The organism is Novosphingobium sp. FW305-C-30-35, from assembly GCF_058783135.1.
This window is the reverse complement of record NZ_JBYSYJ010000001.1, coordinates 3,302,376-3,326,238: the sequence shown is the minus strand read 5'-3', so window position 1 is coordinate 3,326,238 and position 23,863 is coordinate 3,302,376. Positions and strand designations below refer to the sequence as shown.

The following is a 23,863-nucleotide window of genomic DNA, read 5'->3' as shown; positions in this document are numbered from 1 at the left end:
GATGGCTTCAAGATGAACTTACCACGACAATCTACTTAACGATTCGCGGGATTGGCATCGGCAGCCGCCGACGGAATGAGAAAACGGTAGCAGCATGCTCTCAGCATTTCGATCACTCTCGGGGTTGGTCCACTTGTGCAAGCGCCTTGCCCGGCACAAGGGCGGCAATGCAACGCTGCTGCTTGCCCTGGGCATGCCGGCATTCATTGGCGGGGCGGGTTTGGCGGTCGATACCGCACAGTGGTACATGTGGAAGCGCGAATTGCAGTTCGCCGTGGATCAGGCAGCTCTGGCCGGCGCCTGGGCCCGAACGCAGAGCGCGACGCGCGCCATCTATTCGGACCGGGCGCTTCAGGAATTCAACGCCAACATCTCAACCGTTAACGACATCACCGTGGGCCCGCCCTCGGTTACGTTGTCGAGCTATGCCGGTGGCAGCAACAACAGCGTCACGGTGAGCGCGACGGTGCGGGACACCCTGCCCTTCTCGAGCTTTCTGACGGGAGAAGGCACCACGGTCACAGCATCGGCGCAGGCAGCCTATACGTCCGGCACGTCCTTTACGTCCTGCCTGCTTGCGCTTGATGAAGACGATAGCGGCGCCGTCACGATCGGCGGCACTTCCGTGCTGAAGGCCAAGTGCGGCATTGCGGCCCTTTCGACCTCCGACTCGTCCATCCTCGTCGACGGCAATCCCGACATCGATGCCGGTTGGGTGCTTTCTCGCGGCGGCATCGACGAATGGTTCAGCAACCACACGGACGACGAGGTCCACGACTATCTCGAAGGCCTGTTCGATCCCTATGCCAACCTTTCGCCGCCGAACCCGACTGAAAGCCAGGTGGCACGCAGCTACTACTGCGTGAAAGGAACGACCACGACCCGAGCCGACCGAAACAAGAAGACCACTGTCACCTATACCTACTGGAAGGGTGCGACCTGGCAAACTGCGACCGAGCAGGTCAGCGGCAACAAGAACGCGAAGAAGGACTATTCGACCGAGAACAACGACAGCTATGTCATTGTCGAGAACACGGTAGTGGCGGGCACGACCTATGCGACCACCGTAGTCTGGACCCAGACGAACAGCGGTTCGGGGAACAACACCGTCTGGGAAAAGATGGAAACGGTTGTTGCCACCACCCTGTCCAACATCAGCAAGACGACCACCGCCGACCTGGCCTCTGCGCTGCCCGGGACTTATGTCGGGGGCATAAAGGTGTCTTGCGCCACGACGTTTGCGCCGGGCGTCTACATCATCGACGGTGGCGGGGTCGAGATCAGCGGTCAGTACGCCGTCGTCGGCAGCGGTGTGATGTTCGTGCTCAAGAATGGTGCGTACATCAAGATCAATGGCGGCTCGAACATCAACCTCACTGCCATTCAGGCTTCGGAACTGGTCAGCCGCGGTGTGTCCGAAACGGATGCCAACGCACTGGCAGGCATGCTGGTCTTCGAGGATCGCAACTCCACCGGGACTGACCGCAGCAAGATCAATGGCGATTCGGACACGGTTCTGAACGGGACCATCTATCTGCCAAACAGCGGCATCGACTTTACCGGGACCGCCAAGGTCACCAGTCAATGCCTGATGATCGCGGCTGACACGATCGCGATCTCCGGCACGGCCAACATGAGCTCTTTCTGTCCGCCCGGACTGACTGAAGACACCGTGGTGGCGAAAGAAGTCAGCAAGGTGAAGCTGATCGTATGATCCCAGCCCGATCGCTTCTGCAACGCCTGATCCGCGATCCAAGCGGGGCGATGGCCGTGGAAACCGCCATCATCGCCCCGCTCATGGTGCTGTTCAGCCTTGGCGCCTACCAGGTAAGCAGCCTGGTTGCGCGGCAAAGCGAGTTGCAGAGCGCCATGACGCTGGCCGAATCCGTCGCACTTGCCACCGACCCTGACACGTCGGACGAACTGAACGCACTCAAGAACGTGGTTGTTGCCACAGCCGGACTTGAACCCGAACAGGTGATGGTGGCGGCGGCTTATCGTTGCAATTCCTCGAACGCCTATGTCGCCTTGGAAAGCACCTGCGCGACAGGCGACAATGTTTCGCGCTATGTGCAGGTCACGTTGTCTTACGATTACGTGCCGATCTGGACGGAGTTCGGCTTGGGCTCGACCATTTCGCTCCAAGTCAATCGTTATGTTCTCTACGGTCAGAGGACAAAGGCATGACTACCGGACGCTTGGCCAGAACGCTCCGTGCATTGCTGCGCCAGAAGCAGGGTTCCGTGGTAACGGAGTTTGCTCTTCTCGCACCCACGATCCTCGCATTGATGCTCGGGGTTTTGCAGATCGGCATTGGCATGCAGAACTACAACGCGATGCGTTCGGTTGCGTCAGACGTGATGCGTTATGCTGTGGTGAACTATCAGACCGGAAATGAGCTTACCAACGATCAGATCCGGTTTTACCTGCGCTCCATCGCGATAAAGAGCCCCTACAAGCTGGAAAGCGCGCGTCTGGCGATCAGCGTAACGAATGTAATCGATCCGCGTATAGATGGGACTGTCGAGAAAACCGTAACCATGACTTACAGCATACCGACAGTGCTGTCGTTTATTGGGGTTGATGCATTTCCCATCACATATACTCAGCCCCTTTTTTTGATGGAAAGCTGAATATCCGTTGGGGCGTCACGAAATCGCGTACACGGCTTTGGGTTAAGCACGCCTTATACGATTTCCTCTGTGCGCGCCGGACACTTTAGGAAATATTTTACGATGAAAGTTATCCTTAATATTAGGGGTTTCTGCGTAGTCGTCTAATCATGTCGTCAGACGCTTATCTTTCCTGCCGTCATTCGTGGCTTCGAACGCATTATCGTTCGACGGTCAGATGCCTGCGCAGTCTCTGCCGGGATGAGTCAGGCAATGCCCTGATCATGCTTGCGATGTCGGTCGTTCCGCTGCTTGCCCTGGTTGGCTCAAGCATAGACATGGGGCGCGCCTATCTCGTCGAATCCCGACTTCAACAGGCCTGTGATGCCGGCGTCCTGGGTGCACGCAAGGAACTGGGCGCGATCGTGGACTTCGACCCGGACATCGACGGAGCAGCGGTCATCAGCAAGGGCACGCGCTTCTTCAACGCGAACTTTGCCGACGGCATCTACAACTCCGTCGACCGAGACTTCGTGATGACGCTGGAGGACGATCAATCCGTCGGCGGCATTGCGTCCGTCATCCTTCCCACCGACATCATGCAGTTCTTCGGCAAGGACGAAATTGCCATTTCCGTAAATTGCCGCGCCGAACTGAGCGTGCCCAACACCGACATCATGATGGCTCTCGATGTCACCGGCTCGATGGCCGAGAGCAACCCCGACGACACCTCGCCCAAGATCGCCGTGCTGAAATCGGTGGTGAAGGGCTTCTACGCCACCATGGAAGCGAATCGCCAGCCACAAAGCCGGATTCGCTATGGCTTCGTTCCCTATTCAACGAACGTGAACGTCGGCGGCTTGCTCAAGGACGAGTGGGTGGTCCCGCAGTGGCGCTATCCATCGCGGACCCTGGTTGGCACCAGTGGAAGCGGCGGGCTTTATGGCTATTACAGTGCGGTCTCTCCAGTCTCCGGAACCTATTACACCACCACCTCGACGTTTGCCGCGACGGAGGCCGGTGGCGGATATACCTGTTCCGCACCGGCGAACACGCTGACAACGTCGACGCAACTCATGTCCACGACGACCGCCCAAGTGAGCAATCCGTCCGGCACAAGGACAACCTACACCTATAATCGTACGAGGAACGGCAACACCTACTCCGTCTCTCGTTCAGGCAGTACCTGCACGCTTTCCACCACGACCTACGCAAGCTACGTCGACACCTTCAAGTATATCACCGAGCCCAGTCTCGCTTCAGGCAGTTCCTGGCTCTACAAGGATGTGCTGAAGGACACGAGCGACTGGCGCACAGCGTCTAACGGTTGCATTGAAGAGCGATCCACCTACGAGATCGACGACTACGACAATGTCGATCTCGATCGCGCTCTCGATCTCGATATCGACACCGTGCCGACCGCCGGCGCGCCTGACACGCAGTGGCGGCCGATGTATCCTGCCATGATTTATGAGCGCGCCAGGCTCTGGGATGGCTCGGGCAGCTTCACCACCAGCGAAGTCACCACCAACAGCGAGTTCCTTGCTCCCGGCATTGCCGGATTCGCTGCCTGCCCCACGTCAGCGCGCAAACTGCAGGTCTGGGACCAGAGCGCCTTCGACGGCTACATCGACGGACTGGTTGCCGCAGGCAGCACTTACCACGACATCGGCATGATCTGGGCGGCGCGACTGTTGTCTCCGAGCGGAATCTTCGCGGCCGAGAACGCCGATGTCTCCACCCGTCAGAGGACCAGTCGCCACCTGATCTTCCTGACTGACGGGCAGACCTCCTCGCTGGACATCAGTTACAGTTCCTATGGCGTGGAACCGATCGCGCAGCGGCGCTGGCATCCCAGTTCGCCCCTCACGCTCACGCAGACGATCGAAAAGCGGTTTTCCTTCGTCTGCGAGGAAATAAAGAAGCGCAACGTCACGGTCTGGTTCGTCGCATTCGGCACCGATCTCAACCCAATCATGACCGACTGTGCGGGCAGCGGCCACTATTTCAGCGCGAAGAATGCCGAAGAGCTGCAGAACGCCTTCCGGAAGATCGCCCGTTCGATCGGTGACCTGAGACTGGCCCAATGATCAGGCGCCAACTGCACAGCCTCGGCACGGATGCGGATGGCGCAACGGTGGTGGAATTCGCGCTGGCATCTCCTGTTCTGGTGCTCCTGCTGATGGGGCTCTTCGACATGGGGTACTCGGTATATGCAAACACCATGCTGCAAGGGGCGCTGCAGCGCGCCGCGCGCGATTCCACTGTCGAAGGGGCAGCAAGCACGCTGACCACGCTGGATGATGCGGTGAAGGCAGAGGTCCACCGCGTAGTCCCCGACGCTTCCATCGCGTTTTCGCGCAAGGCTTATGCAAACTTCACGGATATCGGGCTGGAAGAAGACTATACCGACGCCAACGAAAACGGCGTCTGCGATGACGGAGAGCCTTACGAGGACGCCAACGGCAGCGGCACATGGGATCGCGACAGAGGCGCCAATGGTCTGGGAGGAGCGCGCGACGCTGTCGTCTACACCGCGACCATGACCTACAGTCGCAAATTCCCGATGGCGTCGTTGATTGGCCTGAGCGAAACAGCGACCAACAGCGCCAGCACGGTACTCCGGAACCAGCCCTACGATGCCCAGAAAAGCCGGGCGAAACTCGGGAACTGTACATGAAGCTGATTGTCGAACGCCTGGCGGGCCTGGTCCGCAACAGGTCCGGCGTCGCGGCGGTGGAGCTCGCTCTTGGGGCGCCACTTGTGCTAACTCTCGGGCTGTGGGGAGCGGAACTGGGCAATCTTGCCATCACTCATATGCGTGTCAGCCAGCTTGCCATGCAACTGGCCGATAACGGGTCACGCATTGGCGACGAGTCGATGCTCGAAAACCTGAAGATCTACGAAAGCGACATCAACGACCTGCTGGTTGGCGCCAACATCCAGGCGGGCAAGCTTGATCTGTTCGAGCATGGCCGCGTGGTCATCAGCAGCCTCGAGGTGGTGCCGGGCACTGAAGATACCCAATACATCCACTGGCAGCGGTGCAAGGGTAAGCGGAACTTTCAATCCTCGTACGGTGGTGAAGGAACGGGAACCGATGGCTCGCTGTCAGGAATGGGGCCAGCAGGGGAGGAAGTGACCGCGACCGAAGGCGATGCGGTCATTTTCGTCGAGATCGAGTACGCTTACCAGCCGCTCGTAAGCCAACGCTTCGTACCCGATGCCGTGATACGGACCACCGCAACTTTCAACGTCCGTGCGGATCGGGACCTGACCCAGATCTACCAACGCAACGCCGCCGCGCCGAACCCCATCGCACGATGCAACGTCTATGACGGATACGACTGAATGCAAAAGGGCGCCGGATCGCTCCGGCGCCCCTGAACTTTCAGCGGATCAACCACTTCAGCGGTAGCAGACCTTCCGCACGGCAGCCGCGATCTTGCTGGCGTCGATCAGGGCCAGCTTTTCAAGATTCGCCGCGTAAGGCAGCGGCACATCCTCGTCGCATACGCGCAGGACGGGGGCGTCAAGGTGATCGAAGCCCTCTTCCATGCAGATCGCGATGATCTCGGAAGCGATGGAGCAGACCGGGAAGCCTTCCTCGGCCACGACCATGCGGTTGGTCTTCGCCAGCGAGGCGAGAACCGTTTCCTTGTCGAGAGGGCGAAGCGTGCGAAGATCGATCACTTCTGCATCGATGCCCTCGGCGGCAAGCGCTTCGGCTGCTTCGAGCGCGAAGCCGACGCCGATCGAGTACGAAACGATCGTGACATCCTTGCCCGGACGAACGATGCGCGCCTTGCCGATCGGCAGGACGAAATCGTCGATCTGCGGCACGTCGAAAGTGCGGCCATAGACCAGTTCGTTCTCGAGGAAGACTACCGGATCCTCGCTGCGAATGGCCGCGCGCAGCAGGCCCTTTGCATCGGCGCTGTCATAGGGCGCGATGACGACGAGGCCGGGGACGTTGGCATACCACGGACCGTAGTTCTGCGAGTGTTGCGCACCGACGCGGCTGGCAGCACCGTTGGGGCCGCGGAACACGATCGGGCAGCGCATCTGGCCACCGGACATGTAGTTGGTCTTCGCGGCCGAGTTGATGATGTGATCGATCGCCTGCATGGCGAAGTTGAACGTCATGAACTCGATGACCGGGCGAAGGCCGCCCATGGCAGCGCCTGCGCCGATACCGGCAAAGCCATACTCGGTGATGGGAGTATCGATGACGCGCTGCGGGCCGAACTCCTCGAGCAGACCCTGCGTTACCTTGTACGCGCCCTGGTACTCGGCCACTTCCTCGCCCATCACGAAAACGCGATCGTCGGCACGCATTTCTTCGGCCATGGCATCGCGAAGCGCTTCGCGAACCGTGGTCGGAACCATCGCCGTGCCAGCGGGAAGCTCGGGATCGGCGGCCGGCTTGGCATCGCTCTTGGGCGCGATCGCGGCCGCTGCCTTGGCCTTGGCGTCCTGTCCGGCAGGCGCTTCGCTTTCGGCTGCCTTCTGTTCGACTGCGGGTGCGGCTGCAGCTGCAGGTGCCGCGTCAGCCGAATCATCTTCGCCCTTGATGGTCGCAATGACAGTGCCGACCTTCACGCCCTCGGTGCCCTCTGCCACGAGGATTTCACCGATCGTACCCTCGTCGACAGCTTCGAATTCCATCGTTGCCTTGTCGGTCTCGATCTCGGCGAGGATGTCACCCGATTTCACTTCGTCTCCGGCCTTGACCAGCCACTTGGCAAGCGTGCCCTCCTCCATCGTCGGGGAGAGCGCAGGCATCTTCAGTTCGATGGCCATCTCAATAGTTCTCCACCAGCACGTCGGTATAAAGCTCGGCCACATCCGGCTCGGGCGATGTTTCGGCGAAGTCCGCCGACTCGGCGACAACCTGGCGAATGCGCTTGTCGATTTCCTTGATCTTCTCCTCGGTCACACCGCGCTTGAGAAGTTCGGCCTTGGCGCCCTCGATCGGATCGTGATTGTCGCGCATTTCCTGCACTTCCTCACGGCTGCGATACTTTGCAGGGTCAGACATCGAGTGGCCACGGTAGCGATAGGTCTTGAGTTCCATCAGGACCGGGCCATTGCCGGCGCGGACGTACTCAAGCGCAACTTCCGCTGCCTGACGGACTTCGAGAACGTCCATGCCGTTCACGTCCATGCCCGGAATCCGGAACGCCGTGCCACGGCGATAGAAGTGCGTTTCCGCCGAACCGCGCTTTACCGCCGTCCCCATCGCGTAACCGTTGTTCTCGACCACGAAAATGATCGGCAGCTTCCACAGCGCCGCCATGTTGAAAGTCTCGTAAACCTGGCCCTGGTTCGACGCACCGTCGCCGAAGTACGCCATGCAGACGCCGCCGTCATTGCGGTACTTGTGCGCAAAGGCGAGACCTGCGCCAAGCGGAACCTGTGCCCCGACGATGCCGTGACCGCCGTAAAACTTGTGCTCGGTGCTGAACATATGCATCGAGCCGCCCTTGCCGCGCGAAATGCCAGCGCCGCGTCCGGTAAGCTCTGCCATGATGACCTTGGGATCGATGCCGTAAGCGAGCATGTGGCCATGGTCGCGATACCCGGTGATCACACTGTCGTGCCCTTCCTTGAGGGCGGACTGAAGGCCAACGGCGACAGCTTCCTGGCCAATGTAGAGATGGCAGAACCCGCCGATCAGGCCGAGACCGTAAAGCTGACCCGCCTTTTCCTCAAAGCGGCGAATCAGAACCATCTGTTCGTAGAACTTGAGCAGTTCCTCATCACTGGCATCGTAGCGCTTGTTGTTCGCATGCGCCTGCTGGAGACTCCGCAAGGCGAAGGCCGCTTCTTCGGCTACGTCGGACGCAATCACCGGCTCGGTCCCGACCACGGAAGTGGTCGCACGCTTAGCGGCTGGTTTCGTGGCAGATGTATTGGCTCTGGGCCTCGGGGACTTCGCCAAGTCTGGGTTTCCTTTTCTGGCAGCCTCGGGTTCCGTAGGGTCAGGAACGCACAGGCGAGCCTATACCTTAGCACAGCCCGTTCGCAACGCTGTTCGGTCAATACGAAGCTATTATGGATACCTATGCAAATTCCGCGAACCGTTCTGGCTCGCAGTTCGCGGTCGCACAAATGCATGGGCTGCCAGAAACGAAAAGAGCCCGCGCAAAGGCGGGCTCTTTCGAGAGACGGTGATGGCGCACCCGGAACGATTCGAACGTCCGACCCTCAGATTCGTAGTCTGATGCTCTATCCAGCTGAGCTACGGGTGCTCACCATCATGTCGTGGCTGAACCAGCGGCACAGCCCTCCCGAATCACCTTCCCGGGGGAAGGTGGCGCACCCGGAACGATTCGAACGTCCGACCCTCAGATTCGTAGTCTGATGCTCTATCCAGCTGAGCTACGGGTGCTTGGGAGACGCGCCTTTAGGGGGCTGATTCACCTTTGGCAACCCCCAAGCAGAGGAATTACCGCCTGGGCTAGCGGAATGTCCAACGGGGGCATCGGCAGAGCTGCCAGTTCCTTGGCGTCTACCCAGCGGATGGCGCTCCCAGCTTCCTTGGCCATTGCCACGCCACCCCAGATTCGCGCGCCATAGAGCAGAAGGAGGATCTGCCGGGAGCTGGAGGCCAGCGCATCATTGGCAAAGCAAATCGGGAACAGGGCTTCTGCGTCGATCGCAAGGCCGAGTTCTTCGTCGATTTCCCTTACAACCGCGGCAGCGAGGGTCTCCCCCGCCTCCACCTTGCCGCCGGGGAACTCCCAGAGGCCGCCGTGCGGCTTGTTCGGGGGGCGTTGTTGCATCAGCACGCGCCCTGCCCGATCAAGGATCGCTACCGCCACGACGATCATGACTGTCGAGAATTTTTCCATTTCGCGCGCCTATCAACCTTTTCTTAGGAATGGCAACGTAGACCAACCTACGCTGCAACCATGGAAACGGAAATGAAGACCCTTCTTCTGAAAATCTTCCGTAACCATTGCGGCGCTACAGCTGTCGAATACGGTTTACTTATCTCGTTGATCGGCCTTGCTGCCACCTTTGGCATGAAGAACTTCACCGCAGCTTTGTACAACTTGTACGTCACTGTAGATGAAAACACTAACCAGAAGACGAATACGGATTAACGAATCCTTAGTCTTTTGTAAGTAAGAGTACGAATGCTCGCTCCGGGGACAAAATGGGGCGGGACGGGAAGAATGAAGCACCACCTCTAGGAGACCGAACATGAAGCTTTTCCGTGACCTGCTCGCCAACAACGAAGGTGCAACCGCGATCGAATACGGCCTGATCGCTGCTCTCGTTGCTGTCGCTGCCATCGGCGCCATGACCTCGCTGGGCAACTCGCTGAGCAACACCTTCACCGACGTGTCGAACGACATGGACACCGCTGACCAGGCCAACTAATAGTCGGCTCCTCGTCAGAGGATTTGTAGAGGCAGGTGCCATGGCACCTGCCTCTTTTCGTATGTTCGTCGAAAATTCAGAAGAAGCAGCGTCAATAGACGACCAGCTTGACCTTCTGCCCCGCAACCAGACGGCTCCCTGAGGAAAGACCGTTGAGCACCAGGAACCGTTGCAGCGGCTGGTCGGCATAAGCCATCCGCTTCGCCAGGGATTCGACAGTGTCGCCCGATTTTACAGTGACCACCGACAGACGGCGAGGCTTGACCGCCGATGCTTCGGTTGCACTGATTCTCCGGATGGACCGGAACATCGTATCGAACTGTGAGGCTTGCCCAGCCTGGCTGATGGTCGTGAAGTGATAGGCCTGTTGCGGGCCGAATTCATACGCGAACACCACAACATCAACCTGCCCATTGCCGCTGTTTACGCGGGCTGTACCGTAGACGGCGGGGATGCCGTTGACCGTGGTCCGTTCAAGCGTTGCAGGCGCGAGCTGCTGTTGGCTTGACAGCTTGGTGAAGACCGAGCGCACGTAATTCTCGAGATTTCCACTATATGCTGCGGTCGAAAACTCGCCCTTCCCGCTTTGCCCGGAGATGGAGACGGCCCGCGTGCCATTCACGAGGTAGAAGCCATTGGGGGCCCGGAAGGCAAGCCGCAGAGCGGGATGCACGAAGCTGGAACCGTCGACGATGCCTTGGGCAGGATCATCCCCATAGGTCAGCCCGTTGATGCCAGCGAGGAAGGTATCGCGGTTCGTTCTTCCGGTGGTGTTGCCCGCTCGGGTTAATGCTGCCCGGACACGCGACGCGGGGTCAGGGTGGGTGCTGGCCCATTCCGGCACCTGATTCGTCGTCCCCTTAACGCTGGCATCGAGTGCGTTCTGGTTGGCAAGGCTCTGCAGAACCGTCGACATCGCCCGAGGATCGTAGCCTGCCCGCTGAAGATAGGTGATCCCGAGGTTGTCCGCTTCGGTTTCCTGCCCGCGCGAATACTTGAGAGTCAGCAACTGGCTGCCGGTCGAGAAAATCTGCTGGCCAAGCTGGCCGAGGGCGCTGTTACCGAGCAAGGCACCCGACAGGATCGATCCAAGCGCTCCGAGCAACGAATTGCGAGTCGCCTGGCTTTCGCGCTTGGCCGCGTGGCGTGCGGCCACGTGACCGACTTCATGCCCCAGCACGCCGGCCAGTTCGGCCTCGTTGTTCATCAGCGCCGCAAGCTGACGCGTTACGTAGACATAGCCACCGGGGATGGCGAAAGCATTGTTGACCGGGGAATTCAGCAAGGTGACGGTGAAATCACCGCGCGCGTTGCTGAGTCCGGACTGGATCGCGATATTCTTGCCCACCGTTTCGACATAGGTCGCCTGCGCCCCCGTCATCGCTCCGCCAAATTCCTGAAGCAGTTGTGGATGCGCCTCAGCGCCCTGCTTCTTGTCGGCTGCGCTGATAGCCTGCGTCGCGCCTTGCGCGCTTGCCGGGCTGCCAGTTTGACTGACACATGCAGGCAGAGACGACATCGCGATGACTGACACAGTCAGAAACGCTGCACGCGAACGGCGGAATAACGGCATCTTCAACTCCCCAAGGCGAAGGTCTAGCGGGACGCGAGTGCAGAACACCCGCCCGCTACGGGACTGGTCCGATAACCGTCTTGTCGCAAATCCGGTTCCCGAGCGCCAGATGGCGCCCGCGATCAGGCGCCGATGCGCAGGAAGCGTTCTGCCCGGATCTGGCGCAGCTCGTCCGCCGGCTTTCCGACGAGGGCATCGAGCTCTTCGCCGATGGCCTTGCCCAGGAGCGCACAGGTCGCGTCAGGATCGCGGTGCGCTCCACCAACAGGTTCGCGCACGATGCGGTCGATCACGCCAAGCGAAAGCAGATCCTGCGCCGTCACCTTCATGGCCTCTGCCGCATCTGCAGCCTTCTCGGCCGTACGCCACAGGATAGAGGCACATCCTTCGGGAGAAATGACCGAATAAACGGCATGTTCAAGCATCAGGACGCGTTCTGCGCTTGCCAGCGCCACTGCGCCGCCCGATCCGCCCTCGCCCACAATGGTCGCCACCATCGGAACGCCCAGCGCAAGACAGGCCTCCGTTGACCTTGCGATTGCTTCAGCCTGACCGCGCTCTTCCGCCTCTACGCCCGGGAAGGCGCCAGAGGTATCCACAAGCGTCACGACAGGCAGCCCGAATCGGCTCGCCATTTCCATCAGCCGGATCGCCTTGCGATAGCCTTCGGGCTTGCCCATGCCGAAGTTGTGGCGAATGCGGCTTTGGGTATCGTTGCCCTTTTCATGGCCGATAAGCATGACCCGGCGACCATCCAGCTTGGCGAAACCACCGACGATCGCCTGATCTTCACCGAACAGACGATCCCCGCCTAAGGGCATGAAATCCGTAAAGATCTTCTCGACGTAGTCCTTGAAATGCGGACGTGAAGGGTGCCGTGCAACCTGCGTCTTCTGCCAAGGGGTCAGGGCCTTGTACGTGCTGGCAAGCAATTCGGCCGACTTGCTTTCAAGCCTGCGGATCTCGGACGAGATGTCGATGTCTCCGCCCTGCGCAGTCTGGCGCAGTTCGGCGATGCGGGCTTCCAGCGCGGCGACCGGCTTTTCGAACTCGAGGTAGGAAATCATGGCCAATCCGCTAGGCGCGAGCGCGGATTTGGTCAACTCCGGGCAAGCGGATGACGCTGGTTTACGAGGGCGACCAGACGCGCGGAGTCAACGTGTGTATAGATTTGCGTGGTCGCGATATCGGCGTGGCCCAGCAAGGTCTGCAACACGCGCAGGTCAGCGCCGCCCTCCAGGAGATGGGTGGCGAAGGCATGGCGCAGCACATGCGGGCTGACCTTTTCCGGGTCCAGGCCAGCCCGAAGCGCCAAATCCCTTAGCAACTGGAACAATCGAACGCGCGACAGGAACCCACCTCGCGGCGATGGGAAGACGAATCGCCCGCCCCCTCCCCGCGCTACCAGCCAATCGGACAACGCCTTCACGGCCCGGGCGGAAACCGGCACCATCCGCTGCGTCCCTCCCTTTCCCGTGATCGTCAGGAACGGTGCATCACGAGGCACCGCCGCCAATGGGAGCGAAACCAGCTCAGTCGCTCGCAGGCCAGACCCGTAGAGAAGCTCCAACAGCGCCAGCATCCGCAGACCCTCCGGAGTCCGGGACGCGGCATCCTCTTCCGCCTGCCTGAAAAGAGCGCCGATCTCCTCATGGCCGAGCAGGCGGGGGAGAGCGCGACGGGTCTTTGGCCGTGGCAAGGCGCCGGACGGATCGTCCTCTCTCACCCCTTCGTCGACAAGGAAGCCGTAGAACTGCCGCAAAGCCGAAGACTTTCGTGCCAGCGAGGCTGGCGCCAGGTCCGCAAAGGCGACCGAAAGCCGCGAAATGTCTTCGCGCGTTGCTGTCGACAAGCACCCGATCGCCTCGGCCGCACCCGCAAGATCGCGGCGATAGGCGGCGATTGTATTGGGTGCCGCTCCGCGCTGGACAGCCAGCATCGACAGAAAATCTTCGACTGCAGGCTCTGCCCTGGCTTTCACCCCCTTAGACGCGAGCGACGGCTTCGGCAGCAATCATGCGTGCCTCGTTACCGAGCCCGACACGGTGCAGGGCCGACACCACATGATAGAGGTGCAACGGGGTCATCCGGCCCCAGCCATCGCCCTGCATGCCAAAGGCCGCAAGCAAAGCCACCAAGGCCTGATTGTTCGACGCCGCAGCCTGATCGATCGCCCGGGTCCAACGAGTCTGCCGGTTGAAATCAACGCCCAGCTTGCCTGCAAAGTCGCGCGCGGCGGCAGGGTCGACCCGCTCGAGCCCCATCATGCCCGCAAGCAGGAAGCGCGATCTGATCGCGTTATCGGAGTCGTCATTGTCAGCGAATGCGTTCAGCCCTTCAGACCCAGTCCGGTTCGCCCGGCCCGGATTTGACAGGACCAGCAATCCCCAGGCCTCCGTTCCAACCGGGCAGAACGGTGCCCATTTTATCGCGTTGCGATCGAGTCCGGCGGTCAGCATCGACGAAATCAAGGGCGCCGCGCTATCGGCCAGTGCCTCGGAGGGGACCATCCGTGCTGATGCATGAGATGTCAGGACCAGCCTTGCATAGGCCCGCTCCGGATCATTGCCATCGCCCCACAGGCTGCGGATCGCGTCAAGCCGGTCTTCCTGCGCCTCGGCCACATAGGCGGTGCGCAGGGTCGCTGCCCGCTGGGTCCATTCATCCTCAGTGGCGTCTGCTGCCTCGGCATCGCGCTGAGCATAGATCGCGCTGTAGAGGTCGATCAGTGACCGCGACGACAGTACGCCACGTGCAGCGCCAACATCGGCAGCCGCGGCCCGTGAATAGATGGAGAGCATCGGCGCCCGCGCCGCCAGCAAGGCATAATTCTCGCCAGCCTTCTTGCGCAGGTCCTCCGGAGGCTCGAGCCCCGTGGCAAAGGACATGCCGATGCTCCAGGGCGTCAGTGCCTCCACATCGTTCCACTCGATCTTGACAGCACGCCGCGCGTTCGTTGCCGCTCCGGCGAACTTCTGTGCCAGCAAGATGTCGATCTTGGTTCCGGTTCCCCTGCGCAAGGCCTTGTCGAGCGTGGCCATCGCGGTCGACCCTTCGTCGGTGAAGGCAGAACAGATCGCACGCGAAAGTTCCCAGTCCCACCCGGGCCGGCCTGCGGCAGTTAGCGCTGTGATGGGACACAGCCCGACGGGATCCGCCGTGGCAAGGAAGCTCGCCATCGCGGCGTCCTCAAGGCCACGGGTGAAATTTCCGCTGTCGACCGATTGCACCATCGCCCGCGCCGCGTCCGCTTCGCCCATGCGCAGCAGCAGCTGCGCACGCATCGCCGCCCAGTCCGCCCCGTTCATGCCGACAGGTGTTGCCAGCCTGCTGGCAATCACCCTGCGTGCGAGGATGTGGCCCCAGCGCGACACGAAGCGTCCGCGCATCTTCGTGATCACGCCCTCGACGAACGGGCCGTTGAGGTAATGCGTCGAGCCGACCGGGAAACCGCCATCGCTCTGGTCGATCACGCCCACGACATCGAGGCTGCGCCGTCCGGCCGGCGGAATGTCCGATTTGGGCCTCGCCGAATCTATCAGCTTGGCGAGGAGTGCCGGGTCGATCGAATCGAGCAATGCCTGATCGCTGAGACCGCCCCCGGTCGTGGCTACGGGTTGCACCGTGTCGGGCAACGGTTGCACGACAGGCGAAGCTGTCGGCATGGGAGCCGCCGATCCCGATGCAGCTGGACGCACTGCCGCGGGAGCCGCGTTACGTGCCGGTGCCGGTGCCGGGGCGCTGGAACGCTGTGGCGCAGGGCGCGTGGGCGCAGGAGGGTTATCAAAGCCCGGCGGGAGCAGGGATTCCTGCGCAAGCAAGGCCCCGGACAGGGAAGCCAGGGCAGCAACCCCGCCCAGCCAGAACGTCATCCTTCCGGACACAGGCCTGCTCACTGCGCATTGCCCCCGACCGGAGGTTCGCCGACCGGCTGTTCAACCCACTGCATCGGCTGTGTTCCACCCCTGATCCAGATCACCGTCAACAAGGCCACCACTACAACTGCTGCCAGAGCGACCACGGCAATCCTCTTCATTCAACCACCCGGTACCAGACGACAAACCCTTTTGCACCGCCGTGCAGTCGAGGCGGTGCTTGCAACGGGCACTAGCGCAAGTATAGGCGGCGCGGCAATGGAACATGACGCGCATCCGCTCAGCTCGTCCGAAATCGCCCGCATCGCGCGGCGGATTGCACGACCGTTGGTACTCGTCGGCATGATGGGCGTGGGAAAGACGACCGTCGGCAGAAAGCTGGCGACAATGCTGCACCTGCCTTTCCTTGACGCGGACGAAGAGATCGAACGCGCCGCACACATGCCAATCCCCGAGATTTTTGCCACCTATGGCGAACAATATTTTCGCGATGGTGAGCGTCGCGTCATCGTTCGCCTGATGGGCACAGGGCAGCACACGGATCGCAAGGTGCTGTCCACCGGCGGCGGAGCGTTCTGCAATGCCGAAACCCGCGCACTGATCCTTGAAAAAGGCATTGCAGTCTGGCTCGACAGTGACGTCGAAACCCTTGTCGAGCGGGTAGGCCGGAAGGACAACCGCCCCCTCCTTCGGTCGGGAGACCCGCGCGAGATCCTGGCTCGCCTCAAGGCAGAACGGGAACCGTTCTACTCCCAGGCCCCGATTCACGTCACCAGCAGTGCGCAGCCGCATCATGTGACTGCCGACAAGATACTCAAGGCAATCGACAAATGGCTGTGATCCCCGTCGCCATCGCTGGCGCCCCTTACGAAGTGCGCATCGAGGCAGGGCTGCTGTCCAATGCGGGCCAGCATTGCCGGCCATTCCTGCGCAAGGACCGTGTTGCCGTTATCACCGATGCGAACGTCGCCGCAAATTGGCGCGAAGTGGTTGCGGCCTCATTCACGGCTGCAGGCATCCGCAGCGAATGGCTCGTTCTGACCGCCGGCGAAAGCACCAAGAGCTGGCAGTGCCTCGCCGAAGTTGTCGACTGGCTGCTGGCACTGGAAGTCGAGCGCAAGGACAACATCGTTGCCCTCGGCGGAGGCGTGATCGGAGACTTGACGGGATTTGCCGCCTCGATGGTCAAGCGGGGCTGCGGGTTCGTCCAGATTCCCACCACGCTCCTTGCCCAGGTCGATTCCAGTGTCGGGGGCAAGACCGCAATCAACACGCCCGCCGGCAAGAACCTGGTTGGCGCATTCCACCAGCCCTCGCTGGTACTCGCCGATCCGCTGGCCCTCGACACGCTGCCCTTGCGCGACACCCGTGCAGGCTACGCCGAGGTCATCAAGTACGGCCTGATTGACGACGCGCCCTTCTTCGAATGGTGCGAGGCCAATGGGACAAGGTTGCTCGCAGGTGACAGCGGCGCGCGGGAAACTGCAATTGCCAGGAGCGTTGCAGCAAAGGCCCGGATCGTCGCCGCAGACGAGAAGGAGACTGCCGGAATCCGCGCGTTGCTGAACCTTGGCCACACCTTTGGCCACGCGCTGGAAGCGGAGACCGGCTTTTCGGACCGCCTGCTCCATGGGGAAGGCGTTGCCCTGGGCATGGTACTCGCCGCGCGCTTCTCGGCACGTCGAGGGCTCATGAACGGACAGGATGCGCGTCGGATAGCGGCCCACATGGAAGCGGTCGGCCTGCCATCATCGTTGCAATCGCTTGGCCTTGCCTGCGATGGCCGCCGCCTTGTGGACCACATGCTGCACGACAAGAAAATGGACGCAGGCACCTTGCCCTTCCTGCTGATGCGGGGGATCGGGCAGACATTCCTTGCAAAGGACGTCGACCTCGCCGACGTGGCAGCGTTCCTCGATGAGGAATTGCGCGCCTAGGCAGCGTCCACGGGGATCAGGTCGATCACCTCGAAGTCCGGCAAGATGGCCTGCCGCAGCAAGGTGCGATGGCAGCCGTGTGCCTCGCGCTCATAGCAGAGCAGAGCAACCTTGCGCTCGCTTGCCATGTCGGCCAACCTGGCACCGGCCGCAATCGCTTCGGGAAGTTCGAGCTGGCCTTCGTAAATCCGCTCGAGAGTTGCGTGATCGTTGCGCCGTGCCGCCGCGCGTCCTTCGGCCGGGGTTCCGAGCGCCTTGAAATGCACATACTCGATCCCGGCGTCGCGCGCATTTGCCGCCAACGCCGACTTAGAGAAGCCCGGCCTGCGAGACAGAGGAAGGGCCCGGACATCGGCAAGCACCTCAACGCCCGCCTCACGCAGCGCTTTCATCACCGCAGGCACGGTTGCCTGCTCATAGCCGATAGTCCAGATCCTGCGGGTGGTCATACCCCTGAAGTGGGGTAGACCATCCGCATATCAAGGGTTTACTTGCCGGTGAACGCCGCCTTGCGCTTTTCGAGAAACGCCTTTCCACCTTCGGCCGCATCGGCGCTGTCGCCGGCTTTCCATTGTCCTTCGGCTTCGACGAGCAAGGCGCTGGCGTAGTCCGCTTCAAGCGCCTTGGCGATGTTCTGCCGCATCACGCCGAGGGCAACCGTTGGCCCTGCTGCCAGTCGGGTAGCCAGAGCCATCGCCTCGTCCTGGAGAGCGGCATCGTCCACAGCCTTGTAGATCAGGCCCCAGCTTTCTGCCTTCTCCGCTCCGATCTTCTCGCCCAGCATCATCATCTCGGTGGCGCGCGCCTTGCCGACAAGACGCGTAAGCATCCATGAGGCGCCCCCATCGGGCACGAGCCCAATGTTGACAAAAGCCTGGAGGAAGTAGGCGCTGCGGGCGGCGATCACGAAATCGGCTGCCAGCGCTATCGAGCATCCGACGCCTGCCGCAGGTCCATTGACCGCCGTGACCACCGGAACCGGCAGGCGCGATAATGCAAGCATCAAGGGATTATAGGCCTGCGTCAGCGCAGTGTAGGCACCTCGCCCGCCTGCAATCGAGCGATCACCCCGCGCGGCAAGATCAGCGCCGGAGCAAAACGCGCGGCCCTCTCCGGTGATCACGACGGCACGTGCTCCACCGAGATCGTTGACGGCATTGGCCAGTTCAAGCGCCATGTTCGGCGGACAGGCGTTCAGCCGCTCCGGCCGGTTCAGCACGATCTTGAGGACATCGCCTGCACGCTCGACGCGAATGGTCTCGTATTCCATCTGGGCACCTTCTCCTTCGGCATCCGCATTCATGCTTCCGACCCAAGCAATACCGCTTCGGCAGAACGAATCCACCAGAATTAATTGCCCGATTAAAGCGAGAATGCCGGTCTATCTGGTCCCATCCATAGGCGGACGCGGCACCGCACGCCTATCCACACATTGATCAGTCTGGATAGGCTTGGGCGTAGGCTGCTGCTGCACCGAACAGGCCCGGCTGCGGGTGGGTAATCAGCTTCACCGGGATCGCCGCCATCAGCCCTTCGAAGCGACCCTTGGCGCGGAACCGGTCAGCAAATCCCGATCGCACTAGCGTGTCCTTGATGCGCAGGCCAAGTCCGCCCGCCATCACCACGCCAGTCGAACCGTGCGCAAGCGCGAGGTCGCCGGCAACGCTGCCCAACGAAAGGCAGAATCTGTCAACCGCCGCCGCCGCCAGGCTATCGCCACCTGAAGTGCCGAGTTCCCAAAGCTCGCGGTCCGTGCGGGGGGTGTATGGGCGCCCTTCCAACAGCGCGAGAGCCTCGTAGATGTCGACTATGCCCGGCCCTGCCACGACACGTTCGACCGATACCCGGCGATGACGCTTGCGCAGGCCTGCGAGGATCGCATCCTCGATCGCATCGAGCGGCGCGTAATCGATATGCCCGCCCTCGGTCGGTTGAACGCGATATGCGCTTTCGTTCCGCCAGAGTTGCGCGACACCGAGGCCGGTGCCGGGGCCGACGACGCTGATCACGCCAGTGGATGGCAAATCCGTTTCCGGGCCGGAGAGATGCAGGAAATGACTATCGTCCGCCTGCGCCACTGCATGAGCCACGGCGGCAAAATCGTTCACCACCACGTAGCGTTCCGCACCGAGCTTTTCGGGAATCAGAGCCGGTCGGATGATCCACGGATTGTTGGTGAACTTGATGATCTCGCCGCCAACCGGACCCGCAACTGCGATCGCTGCTGCCGACGGCAACGGCCTGCCGACGATCCGCCCGTAGTCCTCCCAGGCGAGCTGGAAAGACCCGTGTTCGGCGGTCTTCAGCGTGACCGCTTCACCCAAGGAAACGACCCTTCCCCCCGTCACTTCCGCAATCGCGAAGCGGGCGTGGGTCCCGCCAATATCGACGGCAACTACCTGCATCCTGTCCCCCTATTCTCTTTCGTTGCCGTCAGAGCCCGGCTGCAGCCAGCATCGCCGAACCACCGCGTTCGGCCTCGTCCGAATGCAGGCGCATCAAGGCGAACAGTTCACGCCCAACGCCCATGGCTGCTTCGGGAGCAGGCGCATTCTCGCGTGCGGACCATTCAGCAGCATCGACCAACGCAGCCAGTTCGCCTGTGTCTGCGCAGACGCGCACGATGTCGCCGTCGCGCAGTTTGGCCAGTGGGCCACCGGTCTTCGCTTCCGGCGACACGTGGATCGCAGCAGGAACCTTGCCGGAAGCGCCAGACATGCGGCCGTCAGTGACCAGAGCAACCTTGAAGCCGCGGTCCTGCAGCACTCCGAGCGGCGGTGTCAGCTTGTGCAACTCGGGCATGCCGTTCGACGCGGGTCCCTGGAACCGCACCACGACCACAACATCCTTCTCCAATTCGCCGGCCTTGAAGGCTGCCAGAACGTCGTTCTGGTCGCTGAATACCCGGCAAGGCGCTTCGATCGTCCAGCGCGAGGGGTCCACAGCGCTGACCTTGATCGTGCCGCGGCCGAGATTGCCCTTGAGCAGGCGGAAGCCGCCTTCGGGCTGGAATGGTGCAGCTACCGGGCGCAACATCTTGTCGTCGCCCGACACCTCTGGCGCGGCTCTCCATCTGAGCGTGTCGCCATCCATGACCGGCTCCTGCGCGCCCTCTTCGAGCGACTTGCCGTATACGGTCATGATATCCGCATGGGCGAGGCCTGCGCCGATCAATTCGCGGATCACGTAGGGCATGCCACCGGCCGCAGCAAAAGCGTTCACGTCGCCGGCCCCGTTCGGATAGACGCTGGCGATCAGCGGGACGGCGCGGCTCAGCTCATCCATGTCGTCCCAGTCGATCTGGATGCCCGCGGCCCGCGCGATGGCTGGCAGGTGGATCACGTGGTTGGTCGAACCTCCGGTCGCCAGCAGACCGGCAATTGCGTTGACGATCGCCTTTTCATCCACACACAGTCCGAGGGGGCGGTAGTCGTCACCGTCCCATCCGATCCGGGTGATCCGGTGCACCGCAGCGCGGGTAAGTTCCTGGCGCAGCTTGAGGCCGGGCTGGACGAAGCTGGAGCCCGGCATGTGCAGGCCCATCATTTCCATCATCATCTGGTTGGAGTTGGCGGTGCCATAGAAGGTGCAGGTGCCGGGCGAATGGTAGCTTGCGCTCTCGCTTTCGAGCAGTTCGTCGCGCCCTACCTTGCCCTCGGCATAGAGCTGGCGGATGCGGACCTTTTCCTTGTTGGGCAGGCCGCTCGGCATCGGGCCGGCGGGGACGAGGATCGTTGGCAGGTGTCCAAAGCGCAAGGAGCCGATCAGCAGACCCGGCACGATCTTGTCGCAAATGCCCAGCAGCAGTGCGCCTTCAAACATGGCATGGCTAAGCCCGACGACCGCAGCCATCGCAATATTGTCGCGGCTGAACAGCGACAGCTCCATCGAGTCCTGTCCCTGCGTCACGCCATCGCACATCGCGGGAACGCCGCCCGCCACCTGCGCCGTCGCACCGACCTCACGGGCAAATATCTTGATCTGCTCAGGGTAGCGGCCATAGGGCTGATGCGCCGAGAGCATGTCGTTATAAGCGGTGACGATGCCGATGTTCATCGCCTTGCCGCTCTTGATCAGCGTCTTGTCCTCGCCCGAGGCCGCAAAGCCGTGGGCAAGGTTGCCGCATGAAAGCTGCGGGCGATTGAGGCCCTGTTCGCGCGACCGCTCGATCAGGTCGAGGTAGGCGGTGCGCGTGGGGCGCGAGCGTTCGATGATGCGTTGGGTGACGCGCTCGACGGTGGGATGCAAGGGCATCATTCGCTCCAATAGATGGTAACGGGCGGCCCATAGCCGCGCAGGAATTGGGTAACGGGATAGCGGTTGTCACCCGCCAAGGCGCTTTCCAGAAGCTCCTTTTTGGACGCTCCGGTCACGACAAGGATGATCTCCCTCGTCGCCTTGAGTGCTTTTTCATTCAAGGTGAGCCGATCGAACGGCGCTTCCGGCGGAAGCGGGATCGGCGTCGTGGCAATTACAGCCGGCCCGGGTCGGACATGCGCTGTCATTTCCGGGAACAGCGAGGCGACGTGCCCGTCCTCACCCATGCCGAGCCACACGAGGTCAAATGGCGCGACTTGCGCGCCTTCTGCGAGGCGTTCGAATTGCGCACCGGAATCCCCGAGCGTTGCATGGATCTTGCCGAAGTTGCTTGCCGGATGGTCGTCCGCCACCCTGCGATCGTCAGTCAGGGCAATGGTGACGCTGGACCAGTCGAGCGGGCGATCCTTGAGCAGGGCCAGCACCTTGATCGGCGTGGAGCCCCCGGTGAACGCAATCCGCTTATGGCCCGATGCCGAAACCACCCGCACGATGTGATCCGCCACGGCCGCAGCATCGCCGGGCTGCGCCCACCGCACGCTTGCCGGCACGAGGTCAGTCATTCCAGCTTCTCCCGTCCCGCTCGGTCAGGGCAATGCCGGCGTTCGGCCCCCACGACCCGGCGGCATAAGGCCGAGCTTCCATTTCGGTGTCAGCCCAGACCTTGCGGATAGCGTCGACCCATTTCCACTGCGCTTCCACTTCGTCACGGCGCACGAACAGCGTCTGCTCGCCCTCGATCAGGTCGAGCAAGAGACGCTCGTAGGCAATGCGACGGCGCGCCTTGGCAAACGCCGTGGTCAGCGACAGGTCGAGGTTCACTTCGCGGAGCACGATACCCCCGCGATCCAGCCCCGGCTCCTTCGCCATGACCTGCAGGCGAACGTATTCCTCGGGCTGAAGGCGGATGACGAGGCGATTGGCGCGGAGGCGGCCACCACGCTCGGCGAAGACGTTGTGCGGCACCTGCTTGAATTCGACGACGATCTCGCTGCGCCGCTCGGCCAGGCGTTTGCCGGTCCGCAGGTAAAACGGCACCCCGGTCCAGCGCCAGTTGTCGACGTGCGCCTTGATGGCGACGAAGGTCTCGGTATCCGATGCCTCGCCAAGATCTTCCTGATAGCCCGCCACCGAAGCGCCCTTGACTGCGCCGGTGCGATATTGGCCGCGCACCATCTCCTCGGCTTTTACCGGGCGCAGTGCGCGCAGCACCTTGACCTTCTCGTCGCGGATCGAAGTGGCATCGAGGCTGGCTGGCGGCTCCATCGCCGTCAGCGCCAGAAGCTGCAGCATATGGTTCTGCACCATGTCGCGCAGCGCACCGGTATCGTCGTAGAAACCCTTTCGGCCTTCGAGGCCGACCGTCTCGCTGACCGTGATCTGCACGTGATCGATGCCGCCCGCGTTCCACAACGGCTCGAACATCATGTTGGCAAAGCGCAGCGCCATCAGGTTCTGGACCGTTTCCTTGCCAAGATAATGGTCGATCCGGAAGATCTGTTCCTCTGCAAAGGCGGCAGCGACAGCATCGTTGATCCGGGTGGACGAGGCGAGATCATTGCCCAGCGGTTTTTCAAGGCCGATCCGGACATTGGCATGCGCCAGCCCCGCCCGCTTCAGGCCTTCGATGGTCGGTTCGAACAGGAAGGGTGCGGTCGAAAGGAAAATCGACAGGCCGCACGAGGTATCACCCAGTTTTTCAGCGAGCGCGCCGAAGCCATCGACATTCGAGGCATCAAGCGTCTGGTATTCGAGCCGTTCGAGAAAGCTTGCCAGCTTCTCGTCGTCGCGCCGATCCTCCGGCAGGAACTCGGCGAGTGCGGCGCGCGCGAACTCGCGGAACTCGGCGTCGTCATGCTCGGAACGCGCGGTGCCAACTATGCGAAGGTCGGGGCGGATCAGCCCGTCCTCGTGCAGCGCATAAAGCGAGGGCAGCAGCATGCGCCGCGAAAGGTCCCCGGTCGCGCCGAACAGCAGCAGGGCCGAGCAACTGGTTTCGATCATCGACGCAAATCTCCCTTGGCATTTCGAGCCGCCGAAATCGGCGTTCGGCCCGTGCCTCACACACGGCCCTAGACCCTTAGTCGGTCCGGTTCAGCACGCATATGTATGCAGGATAGCTATGCGCGGAAAAGCGGCCGACCACGGTGTGCACTG

The 23,863-nt window shown here is 61.8% G+C and carries 24 protein-coding genes and 2 tRNA genes; 10 read left to right on the top strand and 16 right to left on the bottom strand.

The window, feature by feature from the left end; all coding sequences use genetic code 11:
• Positions 1-133 precede the first annotated feature (133 nt).
• The 6 genes from AC3WLM_RS16415 (at position 134) to AC3WLM_RS16390 (ending at position 5,963) form a co-directional block, all read left to right on the top strand.
• Entirely contained in the window at positions 134-1,714 is a 1,581-nt protein-coding gene (locus AC3WLM_RS16415; protein WP_052242054.1) for a TadE/TadG family type IV pilus assembly protein, read from the top strand.
• Positions 1,711-2,187 carry a TadE/TadG family type IV pilus assembly protein gene (locus AC3WLM_RS16410; protein ID WP_039332200.1) on the top strand — a complete coding sequence of 159 codons (477 nt, stop codon included), beginning with the start codon at positions 1,711-1,713 and terminating at the stop codon, positions 2,185-2,187. The genes AC3WLM_RS16415 and AC3WLM_RS16410 overlap by 4 nt, the downstream gene beginning before the upstream one ends.
• Entirely contained in the window at positions 2,184-2,633 is a 450-nt protein-coding gene (locus AC3WLM_RS16405; protein ID WP_039332197.1) for a TadE/TadG family type IV pilus assembly protein, read from the top strand. The genes AC3WLM_RS16410 and AC3WLM_RS16405 overlap by 4 nt, the downstream gene beginning before the upstream one ends.
• A gap of 149 nt (positions 2,634-2,782) precedes the next feature.
• A complete protein-coding gene (locus tag AC3WLM_RS16400) occupies positions 2,783-4,702 on the top strand; it encodes a pilus assembly protein TadG-related protein (protein ID WP_492478011.1) in 1,920 nt (639 codons plus the stop codon).
• Positions 4,699-5,292, top strand: coding sequence for a TadE/TadG family type IV pilus assembly protein (locus tag AC3WLM_RS16395; protein ID WP_492478010.1), 594 nt, complete (start codon positions 4,699-4,701; stop codon positions 5,290-5,292). Before AC3WLM_RS16400 ends, AC3WLM_RS16395 begins: the two co-directional genes overlap by 4 nt.
• On the top strand, positions 5,289-5,963 hold the full coding sequence (locus AC3WLM_RS16390) for a TadE/TadG family type IV pilus assembly protein (protein ID WP_492478009.1): 675 nt from the start codon (positions 5,289-5,291) through the stop codon (positions 5,961-5,963). Before AC3WLM_RS16395 ends, AC3WLM_RS16390 begins: the two co-directional genes overlap by 4 nt.
• Before the next feature lie 57 nt (positions 5,964-6,020).
• On the opposite strand, the gene AC3WLM_RS16385 is transcribed toward AC3WLM_RS16390, so the two are convergent.
• The 5 genes from AC3WLM_RS16385 to AC3WLM_RS16365 all read right to left on the bottom strand — a co-directional run bounded on the left by AC3WLM_RS16385 (position 6,021) and on the right by AC3WLM_RS16365 (position 9,469).
• Entirely contained in the window at positions 6,021-7,415 is a 1,395-nt protein-coding gene (locus AC3WLM_RS16385) for a pyruvate dehydrogenase complex E1 component subunit beta (protein WP_039332188.1), read from the bottom strand.
• Position 7,416: 1 nt separating this feature from the next.
• Positions 7,417-8,427 (bottom strand): pyruvate dehydrogenase (acetyl-transferring) E1 component subunit alpha, encoded by a 1,011-nt coding sequence (gene pdhA, locus AC3WLM_RS16380; RefSeq protein WP_236727073.1) that lies wholly within the window; start codon positions 8,425-8,427, stop codon positions 7,417-7,419.
• A 362-nt stretch (positions 8,428-8,789) separates the two neighbouring features.
• Positions 8,790-8,866, bottom strand: a tRNA-Arg gene (locus AC3WLM_RS16375).
• Positions 8,867-8,929: 63 nt separating this feature from the next.
• Positions 8,930-9,006 (bottom strand) — tRNA-Arg (locus AC3WLM_RS16370).
• 28 nt (positions 9,007-9,034) lie between these two features.
• Positions 9,035-9,469, bottom strand: coding sequence for a (deoxy)nucleoside triphosphate pyrophosphohydrolase (locus AC3WLM_RS16365; RefSeq protein ID WP_492478008.1), 435 nt, complete (start codon positions 9,467-9,469; stop codon positions 9,035-9,037).
• Between the two features lie 72 nt (positions 9,470-9,541).
• Here AC3WLM_RS16365 and AC3WLM_RS16360 point away from each other — a divergent pair, with 72 nt between their 5' ends.
• Entirely contained in the window at positions 9,542-9,724 is a 183-nt protein-coding gene (locus tag AC3WLM_RS16360) for a Flp family type IVb pilin (RefSeq protein WP_193826635.1), read from the top strand.
• 100 nt (positions 9,725-9,824) lie between these two features.
• Entirely contained in the window at positions 9,825-10,004 is a 180-nt protein-coding gene (locus AC3WLM_RS16355) for a Flp family type IVb pilin (RefSeq protein ID WP_039332182.1), read from the top strand.
• 91 nt (positions 10,005-10,095) lie between these two features.
• Here AC3WLM_RS16355 and AC3WLM_RS16350 read toward each other — a convergent pair whose 3' ends face one another.
• From AC3WLM_RS16350 to AC3WLM_RS16330, 5 genes are all read right to left on the bottom strand, one after another.
• Positions 10,096-11,523, bottom strand: a complete 1,428-nt coding sequence (locus AC3WLM_RS16350) for a M48 family metalloprotease (protein WP_492478007.1) — start codon at positions 11,521-11,523, stop codon at positions 10,096-10,098.
• 176 nt (positions 11,524-11,699) lie between these two features.
• Positions 11,700-12,644, bottom strand: coding sequence for an acetyl-CoA carboxylase carboxyltransferase subunit alpha (locus AC3WLM_RS16345; protein ID WP_062346828.1), 945 nt, complete (start codon positions 12,642-12,644; stop codon positions 11,700-11,702).
• Between the two features lie 32 nt (positions 12,645-12,676).
• A complete protein-coding gene (locus tag AC3WLM_RS16340; protein WP_052242050.1) occupies positions 12,677-13,516 on the bottom strand; it encodes a tyrosine recombinase in 840 nt (279 codons plus the stop codon).
• A 46-nt stretch (positions 13,517-13,562) separates the two neighbouring features.
• A complete protein-coding gene (locus AC3WLM_RS16335) occupies positions 13,563-15,242 on the bottom strand; it encodes a hypothetical protein (protein WP_492478006.1) in 1,680 nt (559 codons plus the stop codon).
• A 227-nt stretch (positions 15,243-15,469) separates the two neighbouring features.
• Positions 15,470-15,613 (bottom strand): hypothetical protein, encoded by a 144-nt coding sequence (locus AC3WLM_RS16330; RefSeq protein ID WP_156135713.1) that lies wholly within the window; start codon positions 15,611-15,613, stop codon positions 15,470-15,472.
• A gap of 97 nt (positions 15,614-15,710) precedes the next feature.
• Here AC3WLM_RS16330 and AC3WLM_RS16325 point away from each other — a divergent pair, with 97 nt between their 5' ends.
• On the top strand, positions 15,711-16,292 hold the full coding sequence (locus AC3WLM_RS16325; RefSeq protein WP_039332172.1) for a shikimate kinase: 582 nt from the start codon (positions 15,711-15,713) through the stop codon (positions 16,290-16,292).
• Positions 16,283-17,389 carry a 3-dehydroquinate synthase gene (gene aroB / locus AC3WLM_RS16320; RefSeq protein WP_492478005.1) on the top strand — a complete coding sequence of 369 codons (1,107 nt, stop codon included), beginning with the start codon at positions 16,283-16,285 and terminating at the stop codon, positions 17,387-17,389. Before AC3WLM_RS16325 ends, aroB begins: the two co-directional genes overlap by 10 nt.
• On the opposite strand, the gene AC3WLM_RS16315 is transcribed toward aroB, so the two are convergent.
• From AC3WLM_RS16315 to zwf, 6 genes are all read right to left on the bottom strand, one after another.
• Positions 17,386-17,838 carry a DUF488 domain-containing protein gene (locus AC3WLM_RS16315; RefSeq protein ID WP_492478004.1) on the bottom strand — a complete coding sequence of 151 codons (453 nt, stop codon included), beginning with the start codon at positions 17,836-17,838 and terminating at the stop codon, positions 17,386-17,388. The two genes, aroB and AC3WLM_RS16315, sit on opposite strands and share 4 nt — an antisense overlap.
• A gap of 38 nt (positions 17,839-17,876) precedes the next feature.
• Positions 17,877-18,659 carry an enoyl-CoA hydratase-related protein gene (locus AC3WLM_RS16310; RefSeq protein WP_039332424.1) on the bottom strand — a complete coding sequence of 261 codons (783 nt, stop codon included), beginning with the start codon at positions 18,657-18,659 and terminating at the stop codon, positions 17,877-17,879.
• Positions 18,660-18,825: 166 nt separating this feature from the next.
• Positions 18,826-19,794 carry a glucokinase gene (locus AC3WLM_RS16305; RefSeq protein ID WP_492478003.1) on the bottom strand — a complete coding sequence of 323 codons (969 nt, stop codon included), beginning with the start codon at positions 19,792-19,794 and terminating at the stop codon, positions 18,826-18,828.
• A 28-nt stretch (positions 19,795-19,822) separates the two neighbouring features.
• The gene (gene edd, locus AC3WLM_RS16300; protein WP_492478002.1) at positions 19,823-21,643 is read right to left on the bottom strand and encodes a phosphogluconate dehydratase; all 1,821 of its coding nucleotides are present in this window, start codon (positions 21,641-21,643) and stop codon (positions 19,823-19,825) included.
• Positions 21,643-22,269: a 6-phosphogluconolactonase gene (locus tag AC3WLM_RS16295; protein WP_492478001.1), complete on the bottom strand. Its 627-nt coding sequence runs from the start codon at positions 22,267-22,269 to the stop codon at positions 21,643-21,645. Before AC3WLM_RS16295 ends, edd begins: the two co-directional genes overlap by 1 nt.
• Positions 22,262-23,710 carry a glucose-6-phosphate dehydrogenase gene (gene zwf / locus AC3WLM_RS16290; RefSeq protein ID WP_492478000.1) on the bottom strand — a complete coding sequence of 483 codons (1,449 nt, stop codon included), beginning with the start codon at positions 23,708-23,710 and terminating at the stop codon, positions 22,262-22,264. The genes AC3WLM_RS16295 and zwf overlap by 8 nt, the downstream gene beginning before the upstream one ends.
• Between the last annotated feature and the right edge of the window lie 153 nt (positions 23,711-23,863).